Source organism: Blautia fusiformis (assembly GCF_020686995.1).
Classification (GTDB): Bacteria; Bacillota; Clostridia; order Lachnospirales; family Lachnospiraceae; genus Blautia_A; species Blautia_A fusiformis.
In genome coordinates, this window is record NZ_JAJEPT010000006.1 from 143,391 (window position 1) to 158,255 (window position 14,865).

General features: G+C 42.9%; 13 protein-coding genes. All 13 read left to right on the top strand.

The window, feature by feature from the left end:
- Positions 1-189: 189 nt before the first annotated feature.
- Positions 190-2,190 carry a CHAP domain-containing protein gene (locus tag LKD46_RS07480; protein WP_227573967.1) on the top strand — a complete coding sequence of 667 codons (2,001 nt, stop codon included), beginning with the start codon at positions 190-192 and terminating at the stop codon, positions 2,188-2,190.
- A 370-nt stretch (positions 2,191-2,560) separates the two neighbouring features.
- A complete protein-coding gene (locus LKD46_RS07485) occupies positions 2,561-3,703 on the top strand; it encodes a tyrosine-type recombinase/integrase (RefSeq protein ID WP_227573968.1) in 1,143 nt (380 codons plus the stop codon).
- Between the two features lie 181 nt (positions 3,704-3,884).
- A complete protein-coding gene (locus tag LKD46_RS07490) occupies positions 3,885-5,675 on the top strand; it encodes a DUF7601 domain-containing protein (RefSeq protein ID WP_227573969.1) in 1,791 nt (596 codons plus the stop codon).
- A gap of 11 nt (positions 5,676-5,686) precedes the next feature.
- Positions 5,687-6,016, top strand: a complete 330-nt coding sequence (locus LKD46_RS07495) for a hypothetical protein (RefSeq protein WP_129975217.1) — start codon at positions 5,687-5,689, stop codon at positions 6,014-6,016.
- A 42-nt stretch (positions 6,017-6,058) separates the two neighbouring features.
- Positions 6,059-6,604: a signal peptidase I gene (gene lepB / locus LKD46_RS07500; RefSeq protein ID WP_178529425.1), complete on the top strand. Its 546-nt coding sequence runs from the start codon at positions 6,059-6,061 to the stop codon at positions 6,602-6,604.
- A gap of 104 nt (positions 6,605-6,708) precedes the next feature.
- Positions 6,709-7,719 carry a DUF7601 domain-containing protein gene (locus LKD46_RS07505; protein ID WP_227573970.1) on the top strand — a complete coding sequence of 337 codons (1,011 nt, stop codon included), beginning with the start codon at positions 6,709-6,711 and terminating at the stop codon, positions 7,717-7,719.
- A 30-nt stretch (positions 7,720-7,749) separates the two neighbouring features.
- Entirely contained in the window at positions 7,750-8,523 is a 774-nt protein-coding gene (gene srtB / locus LKD46_RS07510) for a class B sortase (protein WP_227573971.1), read from the top strand.
- A 7-nt stretch (positions 8,524-8,530) separates the two neighbouring features.
- Positions 8,531-9,316: a Spy0128 family protein gene (locus LKD46_RS07515; protein WP_227573972.1), complete on the top strand. Its 786-nt coding sequence runs from the start codon at positions 8,531-8,533 to the stop codon at positions 9,314-9,316.
- A 75-nt stretch (positions 9,317-9,391) separates the two neighbouring features.
- On the top strand, positions 9,392-10,351 hold the full coding sequence (locus LKD46_RS07520) for an AP2/ERF family transcription factor (protein WP_195634885.1): 960 nt from the start codon (positions 9,392-9,394) through the stop codon (positions 10,349-10,351).
- A 251-nt stretch (positions 10,352-10,602) separates the two neighbouring features.
- Positions 10,603-11,082, top strand: a complete 480-nt coding sequence (locus LKD46_RS07525) for a PTS sugar transporter subunit IIA (protein WP_015526406.1) — start codon at positions 10,603-10,605, stop codon at positions 11,080-11,082.
- A gap of 113 nt (positions 11,083-11,195) precedes the next feature.
- The gene (locus tag LKD46_RS07530; RefSeq protein ID WP_118515802.1) at positions 11,196-12,668 is read left to right on the top strand and encodes a PTS transporter subunit EIIC; all 1,473 of its coding nucleotides are present in this window, start codon (positions 11,196-11,198) and stop codon (positions 12,666-12,668) included.
- A gap of 192 nt (positions 12,669-12,860) precedes the next feature.
- Complete coding sequence (locus tag LKD46_RS07535) at positions 12,861-13,961, top strand: YibE/F family protein (RefSeq protein ID WP_227573975.1); 1,101 nt, start codon at positions 12,861-12,863, stop codon at positions 13,959-13,961.
- The gene (locus tag LKD46_RS07540; RefSeq protein ID WP_227573973.1) at positions 13,958-14,737 is read left to right on the top strand and encodes a YibE/F family protein; all 780 of its coding nucleotides are present in this window, start codon (positions 13,958-13,960) and stop codon (positions 14,735-14,737) included. The genes LKD46_RS07535 and LKD46_RS07540 overlap by 4 nt, the downstream gene beginning before the upstream one ends.
- Positions 14,738-14,865: the final 128 nt, after the last annotated feature.

A 14,865-nucleotide genomic window follows, 5' to 3' on the forward strand; every position in this document is an offset into this window, starting at 1 on the left:
CACTTGACTGGATCTCTTTACCTTGACATCTTCCGTGAGAGTATGCACAATAAAGGTATCATAAACTTGCCAGACAGAGATAAAATATGAAACAAGAGTAATAAACATGCAGAACATTTTCATCGTAGCAGACATGCCAGATCAGACTTGTCTGTTAAGAAGGATGAAACCGCAGGAAAGGAGAAAGCTATGAAAAAGAAGCTTCTGAAAAAATTGATGGTCCTTGCGCTGTCCGCAGTAACTGCCTTCAGTGCGGTACCGGCAGCAACGGTAACAGCAGCAGGTAATCCTTATCCTAAAACACAGGATGTGGATCGAGATGGCTTATACGAGATCCCCTGCACACGCTTTGCATGGCAGTGCGTGTATGATAGACAGGGAATCGCATTGCCTGCATGGGGAAATGCGGTAAGCTGGTGGCAAAATGCTATCAATCAGGGCTATGCAGTAGGAAATGAGCCTGTTCCCGGTTCTATTGCTGTATGGAGCGGAGATTATTACGGACATGTTGCTTATGTAACAGCTAATCTTGGAAACAACAGATTTACGGTAGATGAGGGAGGAAGAACGGACAAAGATCAGACATCCTCTCATGGAGTTGCATATGGATATACACTGACCAATGCAGTCGGAGGAAGGCGCCCTTATGATTCCAACAAGGTGCTGCTTGGCTTTATCTATCCGGGCGTTCGTGTACCGGGCAAGCCATATGTGAGCGTGAATCCGGGAAAAGCGAATCAGACCACAACGTTTTCCTGGAATGCAACAAGCTATGCCAGATATTATGATGTATATGTGTATAAAGCAGGAGAATCCAATCCGACGCAATTTCAGTATGGAGTGAATGGAACAAGCTGGTCCTGCACATTGCCGGCGGGGAATTACAGGGTAGCGGTGGCATCTGTGAATCATGCACAGTATGCATATACATTTTCGGATTCTGTGAATTTCACTGTCCAGGCAGCTCCGGTCACACATACACATAACTATCAGAGAGTAACAGTAAAGGCAACCACCACTGTCAACGGATATATACAGGAGCAGTGCAGCTGCGGAAGTATACAGAATAAACAGATCATCTATTATCCGAAAAAAATACAGCTTTCCAGAACAAGCTATACTTATAATGGAAAAGTAAAAAAGCCAACGGTAAAGGTTACAGACAGCAACAACAGGGTGATCAGTGCAGACAACTATACAGTTACCTATTCTGCCGGAAGAAAATATGTTGGAACTTATCGGGTAACAGTTCGGTTTAAAGGCAATTACTCGGGAACCGTTACAAAAACCTTTAAGATCACCGGAAAAGCTCATAAACACAGCTACAAAAAACAGGTAAAGAAAGCAACTACATCCAGGAACGGATATGTGCAGTATCTTTGCTCCTGCGGTGTGGTGACCGGAAAGAAAACCATCTATTATCCGAAGACAATAAAGCTTTCTGCCACAAGCTATACATATGACGGAAAAGTAAAAACACCGAAGGTAAAAGTAACCGGTGCAAATAAAAAAACTATCAGTTCCGGCAATTACAAGGTGACATATTCCCGTGGAAGAAAAAATGTTGGTACTTATAAGGTAACGGTGAAGTTTAAGGGGAATTACAGCGGAACCGTAACAAAGACCTTTAAGATCAAGGCGAAACCTAAAAACTGGGTTTATGTGGATACGCTTCCAAAGAATATCACTTCCGATAAATATACGATCCAGTATAAACACACCTATCAGAAAACAACCTCCAGCTATGTCAACGATGGTGGTGTTTATGAGTCTGTAAGACCACTGGAGACATCTGCTTCCAGACAGCTGGTGGGCTATTATTACTATCATTTCTGTGGACCGAATACCGGACAGAATGTAAACTTTGCGCAGACGGGCTCTTATGTACATTTTGACAGTGTGGTAGCCAGTCAGGTAACCGTAGCTGCTTCCGGCGCAGATGGAGATGACCCGAGCATTACCTATTATCTGCTGAACTGGAACGGGAACGGCAACCGGGTGTGGTGCTCCAGCGGAACTACCTGTAACGGCGCCTACGGAAGCCACGGAGCCAGAGGCCAGGCCTGGTACCGTATGAACCAGTACCAGAACAAAAAAATCCAGACTCAGACCACAACCTCCGAAAGTGATTGGACAACCGGTAAAGACAGCACAGCAGTAAAAACCGTTTACCGTTATAAAGCAAAATAGATCATAGATCAGTCATAAATCAGAAACTCCCTCATGTATCAGAAAAAACTGATATGTGAGGGAGTTTTTTTGCTTAAAAAACGGCTTATTTATTTAGATTATAGTTGGTAAATTTCACAGAGCACAATACTCTGTTTCTATAAAAATACCATAAATTTTTCGGAAATTCAAGGTGCAAGTTCCTGAAAACCGGCTTTTTTATCGTGGTTTTTCGCCATATTTTACGGATAATATAGGGCGCAAATATTGTGGTGTCCGAAAAAGGACACTATTCGCCGTCAGTGTCATCGTCAGAGGATAAAAGACCGGCGGATAAAAACTCTTATTTGTGAACAGACTATAAGATTCGGCATAGCAGGAGGAAAGATCAATGAGCAGAAAAGGAGAAAACATTTACAAAAGAAAAGATGGACGATGGGAAGCCAGATATATCAAGGAGCATCGGATAAACGGAAGGATACACTATGGCTACTGTTACGGAAAAACATATCATGAAGCCAGAGATAAGGTTAATCAGGCACGTTATGCGCTGATGAATGATCAGCTCCTGCCCGTGAGAGGAAAACGGAATCGCTTTGCAGATTACTGTAATGAATGGCTGTATCTGAAACGAAGCAGCGTGAAACCATCCACTTTTGTAAAATATACAACGATCCTGGAAAAATATATCAAGCCTGATCTCGGGCAGTATTTTTCCGAGGCTGTTTCAGAAATACTTGTAGAACAATTCAGCTACAGGCTTATCCATGAAAGAGGATTGTCACCAAAAACAGTGCGGGATATCCTTTCCGTGCTGCATTCTATTCTGAATTATGCAGCAAAGCAGAATCCACTGGCAAAACCGGTGGATATCGTATACCCCAGGCAGGATCGAAAAGAAATGCGTGTGCTGACCTGTGAAGAACAGAAAAGGTTTACGGAATATCTTTTACAGGACATGGATCCGTGTAAATTTGGGGTTTTGCTGGCATTGTTGACAGGATTGCGGATTGGAGAAGTATGTGCTCTGAAATGGGAAGATATTTCTCTGGAAAATAAAGTCATCTTTGTACGTCATACCATGCAGCGCCTGAAAAATCTCAATCCTGCAAGTGAAGAAAGGACCCGGATCATAACCGGGGTTCCTAAAAGTGGAAGGTCGGTAAGGACGATCCCCATGAACCAGGATATTGAAAAGCTCTGTAACAAATGGAGAGCAGATGATGTGGAAGCATATGTTCTGACCGGAAAAGCAGGGCATTTCCTGGAGCCCAGAACCCTGCAGTATCGCATGAGGCAATACACGAAAGATTGTGATCTGAAAAATGTTCATTTTCATACTTTGCGGCATAGTTTTGCGACACGGTGTGTGGAGGCCGGATTTGAGATCCGCAGTCTTTCGGAGATCCTGGGGCACTCCAGCACACGGATCACACTGGAATGTTATGTACATTCATCCATGAACCTGAAACGTAAAAATATGGAAAAACTGAAGATTGCAGATACCGTGGAAAAAGAATTTCCGGGAGCCTGAGTTTTTTTATAAACCGTCAAAAACCGCCGTCAGAGAAGAAAGAACCGTTAAATTTACACGGATCGCAGGGAATCTTTCACAGAGTATTGTGCTCTGCGAAAGAGCAGAAATACCGGCATGGACATGTAATGAGCAGTGCCTGTTTTTGACTGCCATAGCATACAAGAAGGAGGTTTGAAGTATGATACATAATCATTCATCTGGAAAACACCGTCTGTGGAGGAAGATCCTCGCAGTCTGTATTGCGTTCGCAATGATCTGCAGTGTTTCCATCTCAGCGTTTGCGGTAGAGGCCAGCAGTGAAACAGCCAATGAAAATACTGAAACAGTACAGTCCGGATCCGCAGAGGAAGCAGAAGAGCTGACAGCTACAGAAGCGGAAAATGATCAGTCGGTGGATGAATCGCAATCGGAAGAACCTGCGGTGACAACCGGAGATGAAAATACAGAGGAACCGATAGATGTTATCGAAGCTCCATCTGAGGATCCAGAGCAGCCGGAAGAGCCATCCGTAGAGCCTAGCGAAGATAACGAACAGCCCGCAGAACCAACTGTGACCGAACAGCCGGAGGAGCCGACAGTCACAGAACAACCGAAAGAGCCAGCTGCGACGCCGGCGGGAGATGCAGATGCATCGGTAGATGAGGTTCAGGATGTGGAGCTGGAAGCGCAGGCGGATGCACAGACAGTGCAGGATATAGAGCTGGAGCAAGATCCGGTAGCAGTACAGGAACGATGGAACTTTTACAAGAAAAAGGCAGCAATTTATTATCTTGCCAATCCTGCAGGAGATCCATGGACAAATGATACGGGAGCATGGGCACCGACAGAGGAAACCAGTAATACGTTAGGAACAATTGATATAGAGAATGCAAAATGGGAAGATGGTTATGTAGGAAATACGGTTTACAAAGAGAAAAATATTAAAGAAAATGTGTCGAATCATATTACTTCATGGCCGGATGGAAGTACAGGTACAACTTGGACAGTAAAGAGTGGAAATACGACTACTGGTTCATATTTTACATTTATATTGGATTCAATCTGGGAGAATTACAAAAAAGCAATCAGTGAAGATACGGGAATTAATATTAATAATCTTGACAAATCAGATATTCTTGAAATTACATTAACTCCCCGTAAAATTTCACGAGATAACGGAGGAAAATATCCATATCACATAGACTGTGCATTGAGTATTAAAAGTAGAAGTGCATTTACTGCTAAATTCTGGGTGAAAAACCCAAATGATACAGAGTATACACAAGTTGATGCGAAAAACTATAAAACTGGAGATTCTGTTATTAAAACAGAGCAAGGTGAGAATGAGAAAGTTATCGATGGAATAACATATGTTCTGGATGGCTGGTATCCGGAAAATGATGGCGGAGGAGCATGTGGAGATCAGAAAATTACAACCTGGCCACATCGTCCAACTGATCCAGAGTTAGCAGATGGTACCGTAAATTTTTATGCTCACTATATACCGCTTTATACAACGGTAAATATTAAAAAAATTGTAACTGGAAATATGGGAGATAAAAGCAAAGCGTTTCACTTCAAAGTTTCTGTAGTAAATGGAAATATTAATCTTCCATTCAATATCGGTGCGACACAGTATAGTGGTTCAGCGGATATTACATTGTCGGATAACCAGACAACAATGGTGACAAAGGTTCCAGTCGGAGCAACGGTGACAATTACAGAGAATGATTATAGTGGCAGTAGATATACAACTTCTTATACAATAGGCGGTTCTGATTCTACTATTGGAAACACAGCGGAAATATCCAATATTCAGCAATTGAATGAGGATGAAAATACCGCACATGAAGTTACCTTCACCAACAACAAAGACGCAATCCCGGACACTGGGCTGGATCTCAATACAACACCATACATTCTGGCGTTAGGTATCGTAGCTGCCGGAGCAGGTGTGTTGTTATTCAGGCGCAGGAAGCGTTGGAGTTGAAGGCGGTTGTGATGAAGAAGAAACGGTCAGGAAAAAAAGGAAGCTGTAATGCTGGAGCAGAGCGGTTTCCGCAGACAGAGGCGTTAAATCATGAGCACGAAAAGCTGAAGGAGTGGTTCCGGACGGTCAGGTTTCGGAAGGTGCTGTTTGGCGGAGTGGATGAAGTTCATCTCTGGAAAAAGCTGGAAGAGTTAAACCAGATTTATGAAATATCCTTAAGCGCAGAACGTGCACGGTACGATGCACTGATTGCTGACCATCAGAAAAGCTGTGATGCCATGATTCGCAAATATAAGGAACTTGCTGAAAGAGGGACTACCGGACAGGATACAAATGTCTGATCTGTTCACAGGACATAGTTCCAGAGAAGAGGTGCGGAGGTGATGCGTGCTGAAAAAGATCAAACCTGTTCTCAGACAATCCGGAAAAGAAGATATTCTACAGAAATAAAGGAAGGCTACATCCGTCTTTTCTGGCGGATCGTGTTGAGCGTGGCCGTTGGCTGGCTACTGTTTACACAGGTTTTTCTTATAGGCCAGGCACCGGATAATGAAATGTTCCCGGCAGTGGAGGCCGGAGATCTTCTCATCGGTTATCGGCTGGAACAGAATCTTGAAAAAGAAGATGTTGTCGTGTATGAAGCCGGCGGCAAAACTCACGTAGGGCGTATCCTGGGATGCGAAACAGACGTGATCACAATGGATGACACAGGAACGCTTCTCGTAAACGGAACAGCCCAGACAGGAGAAATTGCATTTCCTACATATGCAAAGGAAGGGATTACATATCCCTATACAGTTCCGGAAGGCAGTGTATTTATTCTGGGAGATTACCGAACACATGCAAAAGACAGCCGTGAATTCGGCCCCATCTCCACGGAGAATGTAAAAGCAAAAGTGATCACCATACTTCGAAGAAGGGAACTGTAAAAAAGTAATTGTTCTCCCATTTCTGAGAGAACATAACAACAAATGTATAAGCTGCTTTTTATGAGCTTATAAATAAAAATTTATATTTCTAGGAGGATTTTCTTATGAAAAAGACAAAGAAACTGTTAGCATGTTTGATCGCAGCAGCCACCATGTTTACCATGGGAAGTACGGCGTTTGCGGCAGAAGCAGATGCAACACCTGTAGATCAGGAAACTGTTACTATCCACAAACAGTACAAATTAATTGGAGAGGGAACTTCACCGGAAGAGACATTTACATTAGAGCAGGTTGGAAGCGGAAAAGTAACAGATGGAGATGCAAAGTCTGCTCCACATCTTGGAACAATTACAGGTGCTTTATTTACGAAGGGAGCGGCAACTGCTAGTGGAATAACTAAAGATATTACAATTGAACTGCCAACTTATGAAAAAGTTGGTGTTTATGAGTACACATTACATGAAGTAAATAGAAATAATGCAGGTGTTACTTATTACGAAAATAATATCAAACTGGTTGTAACTGTTATTCAGGGAGAGAATGGAAAACTTCGTATTGCAGCAGTTCATACAGAAGCAGCGAATGGAGAAAAATCAGATACATTTGAAAATACTTATTCAGCAAATAGCTTACCTGTTAAAAAAGTTGTAACTGGTAATCTTGGTGATAAAGAAAAACTTTTTGATGTAACAGTAACTTTAAAAAATAATACAGGAAAGACAATGGCCAGTGATATTTCTTATACTGCTGGAGGTAAAGAAAATACTATCAAAGCCAGTGACTGGGATGGTACTACAGTAACAAAAAATATTCAGCTGAAAAATGATCAGACAATTACTTTTACAAACTTACCATTTGGTGTGGAATATGCTGTAACAGAGGCCGATTATACAGGCAACAATGGTGGATACGATGCTCCGAAGTATGAGTACAAAAACAATGATAAGAAAATTAGTGTAGCTGATCAGTCAGTAACAATTACTAACAATAAGAATAGTGACAACATCGACACCGGCATCAACCTCACAACCCTCCCATACATCCTCGTATTCGCAGGTGTGATCGTAATCGCAGGTGCAGTATTTATCACCAGAAGACGTAAATACGAAGATTAATGATCATCCAGGCAGCAGAGAGGAGGCATTATGAACGCATCTAAGTTTTTCCTGAAAGCAGCCAACTCTCTGGTTACTGCCATTGTAGCATTGTTTCTGATCCTGGCGGCGGCGTATTCCGGGTATGCACTCTGGGATAACGCACAGGTCTATGGCGCTGTGGACGACATCCAGTCCCAGCTCTTAAAACTGAAACCCGACCCGGAACAGAAAGACGGAGGCACTTCTTTTGAAGAGCTCCGCAAAATCAATCCGGATGTCTGTGGATGGATCACACTGGACCACACAAAGATCGACTATCCGATCCTTCAGGGAGAAGATAACCTGACTTACATCAACACCGATGTATACGGTGATTTTGCTTTGTCAGGAAGCATCTTTCTGGATTCCGGCTGTGACAGAAATTTTCAGGGGAAATATTCTCTCCTGTATGGTCATCACATGGCAGAGCATAAGATGTTCGGAGATCTGGATCTTTACAGAAAAAAGAAATTTTTCAACAAAAACACCACAGGTACGCTGATCCTGCCTGACCGTTCCTACAAGCTGGAAATTTTTGCATGTATGCAGGTTTCCGCATCTGAGGATTCTATTTTTGCAACGGGAAAATGGCAGGCGGACACCAGCGGACTTGTGGATTTTGTCAGAAAAAACGCGGAACATGTCCATCAGCAGACAATGGATAACATTGGAAAGTCCGAAGATTTTTCCCAGATACTGGCAATGTCAACCTGCTCTTCGGAATTTACAGATGCAAGAACAGTTCTTCTGGCGGTAATGAAACCTTATTCGCCGGAGACGTAAGGAGGGGATGAAGACGAATATACGAAAATTTCCGGCAGTGCTCCTGCTTGCGGTTCTGTGCCTGACAGTTTTTCCGATTTCAGCTATGGCAGCTGGAGTTGCGGAAGTAAAGATTCCTGTCAGCGTGGAATTGTCAGGTGAGAAGCCATCTCCGGACGAAACTTATACGATCATTCTTCAGGGTGAGGACGAAGCACCCATGCCGGAAGAAAATACGATCACGATCACAGGTGCGGGGAAAGCAGAATTTCCTGCAGTGGAATATGCTGTTCCTGGCGTATACACTTACAGCGTTTCCCAGCAGCCTGGAAAGCTGGAAAACGGACATTATGACAATACCGTTTATTATGTGAAAGTAACAGTAACGAACGGAGAGTCCGGTGATCTGGAAGCAGTTGTGGCTGCACATACCGATGCACAGATGAACAGCGAGAAACAGGATATCGGCTTTGTGAATTCCTACGATCCTGTGGATACGCCGACACCTGTACCGGAAAATACACCGACACCACTTCCGGAAAAAACTCCGACTGCAGTGCTGACCAGAACTCCGGCAGCGACCATAACGAACACGCCGATAAAACCTGACAGCAATCCGCCTGCTTCCGGAACTTCTTCCTATACGGGAACTTCTTCCTATACAGGAAATACTGGTTCCAGTCATGTAAAAGCTATGCCAAAAACAGGAGATAACACAAACATTGCAAAATGGATCGCAGTGATCTGCGTTTCCGGATGCGTGGTATTACTGGCAGCAGTATTTGTCAGAAGAAAAAAGAAAACGGATAAATAACAGGATCCGGACAGCGGTGCGGCAGGAAAAATTTCTACCGCATCGCTTTTTTTGACGAAATGTGAGGGACAGAGGATGGCAAACGGACTTAAACTGGAAGGTCAGAGATTTGGTCATCTGACGGTACTGAAAAAACTGGATGAGCGGGAAAACAGGTATGTTGTATGGCTGTGCAGATGTGATTGTGGAAATGAGATAAAAGTAAATACCAGACATCTGATGCGTGGGACTGTAAAGGACTGTGGATGTATTCCGGAAAACAGTGCCAAGAGAGGACCGGTGGCAGAAGACCTTACAGGCCGGCGTTTCGGGAAACTTGTGGCAGTAAAAAAAATGGAAAGTAAAAACGGCAGGACCAGGTGGGAATGCCGCTGTGACTGCGGGAATATGCATATTTCCACTGCACACAGCCTGAAAGCCGGAAAATGTACCAGCTGCGGTTGCGGCCATTATGTCAGAGGTCGCGGGATCACCGACATCAGCGGACAGCGTTTCGGGCGGCTGACTGCTCTCTATCATACAGATAAAAGGAGCAAAAAGGGCTCTGTGTTCTGGCATTGTCGGTGTGACTGCGGAAATGAAGTGGATGTGACAGAGGATGGCCTTCTTCATGGTAATTACAGAAGCTGTGGCTGTCTGAGACAGGAGATATGGAAGGAGCTTCCCGGGCAGTTGCATATGGTAGATGGAACCTGTGTGGAGATGCTGGAAAAAAGAAAGCACCGCAGTGATAATACCAGCGGATTCCGTGGCGTCTATCAGCTGCGGAATGGAAAATACCGTGCTACCATCGGATTCAAGGGGAAACGATTTTATATCGGAACTTTTGTGGATTATCAGGATGCGGTCCAGGCCCGCCAGGAAGCGGAATCTACCATCCACGAAGGCTTTGTCCGCGCCTGGTACAGCTGGAACCGGCAGGCAGAAAAAGATCCCGGCTGGGCCAGAAATAATCCCCTGGTATACGAGATCCAACGGATCAACGGAGAGTTTCAGGTGACAACGAATATGAAAGAAAAAGAACTGCTGAAGTAAACTGAATATTCTCACATAAGCTGTCGCATTAATGTGCTACAGCTTATTTTTTTGAAAAATACCGATAAAAATGTGGACAAAACCAAAAATAATGGTTAATATATACACATGCCTAAAAATCAAAAAATGAAAATTATACGAAATATATAATATAAACCCGGAACGGATAAAAAACATATAGACATATTTACAAATCGACATCGCGGATATCAATACCGGAAGAAGTGGTGAAATAACGGGAGGAAGAGAATATGCTGAAATTTTTTAAAGGAAAAGATAAAGGAAATTTAATCTATGCACCCTGCAAGGGTAGAGTGGTTCCCCTTGCGGAGGTTCCGGACCCTGTCTTTGCGGATAAGGTACTGGGTGACGGTTTCGCCGTGATCCCGGCAGACGGCAGGATATATGCTCCGGCAGACGGTGAGGTGGCAATGGTATTTGATACTCTTCATGCAGTTACGCTGACAAGCACTCAGGGAGCGGAAATACTGATACATATCGGACTGGATACAGTCACACTTAAGGGCGAACCCTTTAAAGCGCACGTTGCAGCAGGTGACAAGGTTAAAAAGGGTGATCTTCTGATAGAGGCTGATCTGGACAAAATCGAGAAAGCCGGTTTAAATACAATTATCCCGGTTCTGATCTGCAACACAGATGATTACGGAAAGATAAGCCTCCAGAAGGAGGGGGATGTTTCGGCGGATGAAGCCGTCCTCAAGCTTTCATGATCATCTTCATGCAGCTGACAGGCTTATAACAGCCCGGAGATAGTAGTAATTTTCGGGGTGTTATAACCGGAGTGATCCGGTCAAATATATTTATTTTAAGGGAGGGGAAATATATGAAATTTCTTCAAAAACTGGGAAAAGCGTTAATGCTTCCAGTGGCAGTACTGCCAATCTGTGGTATCCTCATGGGTATCGGATACAGGTTATGTCCGGCAACCATGCAGGGTGGAGACATTCACGGCGCAGCCAATCTGATCGGTCTGTTTTTGGTTAAGGCAGGCGGAGCGCTGATCGACAACATGGCGATCCTTTTTGCTATCGGTGTTGGTGTCGGTATGTCAGAAAAGAATGACGGAACCGGCGGAATTGCTGCACTTGCATCCTGGCTGATGCTCACAACACTTCTTTCTACAGGATTTGTTACAACCATCATTCCATCAATCGCTGACAGTGCAACAAAAACTCTTGCATTTGACAAAATTGCGAATCCTTTTATCGGAATCCTTGCCGGTATCATCGGATCTACATGCTATAACAAATTCAAGAGCACCAAGCTTCCTGACTGGCTGTCATTCTTCAGCGGCAAGCGTTGCGTAGCGATCATCGCAGGAGTGGTTTCCATTATCGTATCTGTTGTATTACTGTTTGTATGGCCATTACTTTTCAGCGCACTTGTAGCATTAGGAAAAGCGGTTGCAGGTATGGATGTTGTTGGTGCAGGTATCTATGCATTCCTGAACCGTCTGCTGATTCCTACCGGATTACATCACGCACTGAACAATGTATTCTGGTTTGATACCATTGGACTTGGTGATCTTCAGCGCTTCTGGGCAGGTGAAACCTCTGCAGATGTATCCTGGAGCCTTGGAATGTACATGTCCGGATTCTTCCCATGTATGATGTTTGGTATTCCTGGTGCAGCACTTGCAATGGTTAAATGTGCGAAACCTGCAAAGAAAAAAATCGCGATCGGTCTTGTTGCATCTGCAGCAATCTGTGCATTTATCTGTGGTGTAACTGAGCCGTTCGAGTTTGGATTTATGTTCCTTGCTCCTGGCCTCTATGTGATCTATGCATTACTTTACGGTATCTTTACCATGATCACAGTTGCTCTTGGATTCCGTGCAGGCTTCAGCTTCTCCGCTGGTGCGATGGATTTACTTTTCTCATCCTCACTTCCGGCAGCACAGAAGACATGGCTCATCCTTCCTCTTGGAATTGCAGCATTCATCGTATTCTATGTTGTATTCCTTTTTGCCATCAAGAAATTTGATCTGAAGACTCCGGGAAGAGAAGACGATGACGATCTTGAGGCAGAGAAGAATATTGAGCTTGCAAATGATGATTATACTGCTATTGCCGCAAAAATCCTTGAAGGCTGTGGCGGAAAAGAGAACATCACAAGCATTGATAACTGCATCACAAGACTGAGACTTGAGGTTAAGGATATTACAGCTGTAAATGATAAAGTGATCAAATCTGCAGGTGTTGCAGGCGTGATCAAACCTGGAAAAACTTCTGTACAGGTTATCATCGGAACCAAGGTTCAGTTTGTTGCAGATGCATTTTCTGAGCTTTGTAAATAATGGCTTTTTTGGAGTCAGGTATTTGTTAAAATAATTATGGGGGCAGCAGAACTGTGAAAACGGTTCTGCTGCTGTTTTTTTGTATACCTTATATTGACCGATACTTTCAAAAAGCGTACAATGTTACTTCGATAAAAAGCAACAGGTCAGTGCGTTTACGATTGCAATATTTCTACAGGGGGAATGAAGTTAATGAAATCCTGCGTATTTCACAAAAAATATCTTTTAGTCGGCATATATATTATTTTTGTTCTGTTTACCTGCTGTAATTCCCGATTTTATCATACACCGCTGGCAAAAATATGTTCTGTAACAGAAAAACAGACTCTGAGCAGAGAAGGAACCAGGGGCTCAAAAGAATATTACTATACTCAGAAGATTACAGCACGGATATTAAACGGTTCGCATAAAGGGGAAAAAATAACGGTCTCTAATGAATATACATCTTCTCAGGTTCAGACCAAGAAATATCATAAAGGAGACACCGTTCTTTTAAGCGGTTCAAAGGAAAGCCCCGGAAAAACGATACGTTCTGTAAAAAGGGATGGGTATCTGGTATTACTGGCAGGAGGATTATTTTTTCTTCTGATCTGCATTACAGGAAAGCAGGGATTTTACACGATCATATCACTGATACTGAATACAGTCATATTTGCGTATGGATTTCAGGCTTTTACAGAAGGGAAAAATATTTTAAATATCTGTAATGTCATCGCAGTTCTTTTTTCATTGACTACATTGATCTGCTTAAATGGAATTCATAGAAAAACATTTTCCTCAGTTCTTTCAACACTGTGTGTTCTGTTTCTGATCATGGCATTGTTTGAATTTTCTATTTATATGTACGGAGATCTGGATTATTCCAATCTGGAATACCTTGGAAGTACAGGCAATTCTGCGGATATATTCTGGGCAGATATTATGCTGACAGGACTTGGTGCAATTATGGACGTGACGGTGACGATCAGCGCAGCAGTAGGAGAAATCGTGCGGAAAAATCCATCGGTTTCTCTGAGAAGACTGATACATTCCGGTCGTGAAATCGGATATGATATTATGGGAACCATGATAAATGTACTGTTGTTTGTTCTGGCAAGTGGCATGATTCCCATGTTCATACTTAAGATGAATAATGATGTAAGCTTTATAACGATCGTGAGATATCACATTCCATATGATATCTGTCGTTTTCTGATAGAAAGTATTGGAATTGTACTGGCAATACCGGTATCTGTTTTTATTGCTTCAGCGATTATGAAAATACCATCACGGAAAAGGAGTGTCAGAGAATGATCATTTTTCTTGCATTGATTTTAATTTTTCTGGTGATCTTGATTGGCGGAGAGCGTGGAGCCATGTCAATTATGACACTGGCAGGAAATATTGTAATTTTGTTTTTTTCAATTATGCTGATGTCTGCCGGATTCCCTGTACTGCTCCTGATATTGGTGGCAGGCGCAGGTATCTGCTATAATTCTCTGTTTTATCAAAATGGAAATAATCCAAAGACGCGGGCGGCTTTTCTGGCTACACTGCTGGTAATGTTATTTTTGTTTATTCCGATTTATATTATCACATGGAGATCAGGAAGTTACGGGTTAAATGAGCTGCAGATTTCGGAAGATGATTTTATGTATTATTACAGTACGGACCTTCATATTAATATGCTTCATGTAGGAATATTTGTAACTGTTTTCAGTACTCTTGGGGCTGTTATCGATACAGCATTATCTGTAACATCTTCTGTATATGAAGTCTGGATTCATAAAAACGGTCTGACAGCGAAAGAACTTACAGCTTCCGGCTATCAGGTTGGAAAAGAGATTATCGGAACAACAGTAAATACGTTGCTGTTTGCCTATCTTGGAGGAACTATTTTATTATTCTCATACATTCAGACACAGCAATATACCATGGAGATCATCCTTAATTCCCAGTTTCTATTCCAGGATGTTGCAGTCATGCTATCTGGTGCGGTAGCCTGCCTTATTACCGTTCCGGTATCGATCGGATGTATTATTCGACAGATTCACCGTACTGATTCGGAAGAAAAATCTGAAGTTATATAATAGCGTTAAAAAACAGTCAGACCTGTGGAGAAGAATGTGAAAATGTGAAGAGGTTGAATGAAAAAGTAACTTCCACCATGTGCTAGTACTGATAAGTAAAGGGATTTCTGCAGAATTAATTTCTACAA

What these genes read in the sequence shown, in the direction of transcription:
- LKD46_RS07480 (WP_227573967.1), top strand. Translation starts at nt 190, where the DNA reads ATGAAAAAGAAGCTTCTGAAAAAATTGATGGTCCTTGCGCTGTCCGCA.
- LKD46_RS07485 (WP_227573968.1), top strand. Translation starts at nt 2,561, where the DNA reads ATGAGCAGAAAAGGAGAAAACATTTACAAAAGAAAAGATGGACGATGG.
- LKD46_RS07490 (WP_227573969.1), top strand. Translation starts at nt 3,885, where the DNA reads ATGATACATAATCATTCATCTGGAAAACACCGTCTGTGGAGGAAGATC.
- LKD46_RS07495 (WP_129975217.1), top strand. Translation starts at nt 5,687, where the DNA reads ATGAAGAAGAAACGGTCAGGAAAAAAAGGAAGCTGTAATGCTGGAGCA.
- lepB (WP_178529425.1), top strand. Translation starts at nt 6,059, where the DNA reads ATGCGTGCTGAAAAAGATCAAACCTGTTCTCAGACAATCCGGAAAAGA.
- LKD46_RS07505 (WP_227573970.1), top strand. Translation starts at nt 6,709, where the DNA reads ATGAAAAAGACAAAGAAACTGTTAGCATGTTTGATCGCAGCAGCCACC.
- srtB (WP_227573971.1), top strand. Translation starts at nt 7,750, where the DNA reads ATGAACGCATCTAAGTTTTTCCTGAAAGCAGCCAACTCTCTGGTTACT.
- LKD46_RS07515 (WP_227573972.1), top strand. Translation starts at nt 8,531, where the DNA reads ATGAAGACGAATATACGAAAATTTCCGGCAGTGCTCCTGCTTGCGGTT.
- LKD46_RS07520 (WP_195634885.1), top strand. Translation starts at nt 9,392, where the DNA reads ATGGCAAACGGACTTAAACTGGAAGGTCAGAGATTTGGTCATCTGACG.
- LKD46_RS07525 (WP_015526406.1), top strand. Translation starts at nt 10,603, where the DNA reads ATGCTGAAATTTTTTAAAGGAAAAGATAAAGGAAATTTAATCTATGCA.
- LKD46_RS07530 (WP_118515802.1), top strand. Translation starts at nt 11,196, where the DNA reads ATGAAATTTCTTCAAAAACTGGGAAAAGCGTTAATGCTTCCAGTGGCA.
- LKD46_RS07535 (WP_227573975.1), top strand. Translation starts at nt 12,861, where the DNA reads ATGAAATCCTGCGTATTTCACAAAAAATATCTTTTAGTCGGCATATAT.
- LKD46_RS07540 (WP_227573973.1), top strand. Translation starts at nt 13,958, where the DNA reads ATGATCATTTTTCTTGCATTGATTTTAATTTTTCTGGTGATCTTGATT.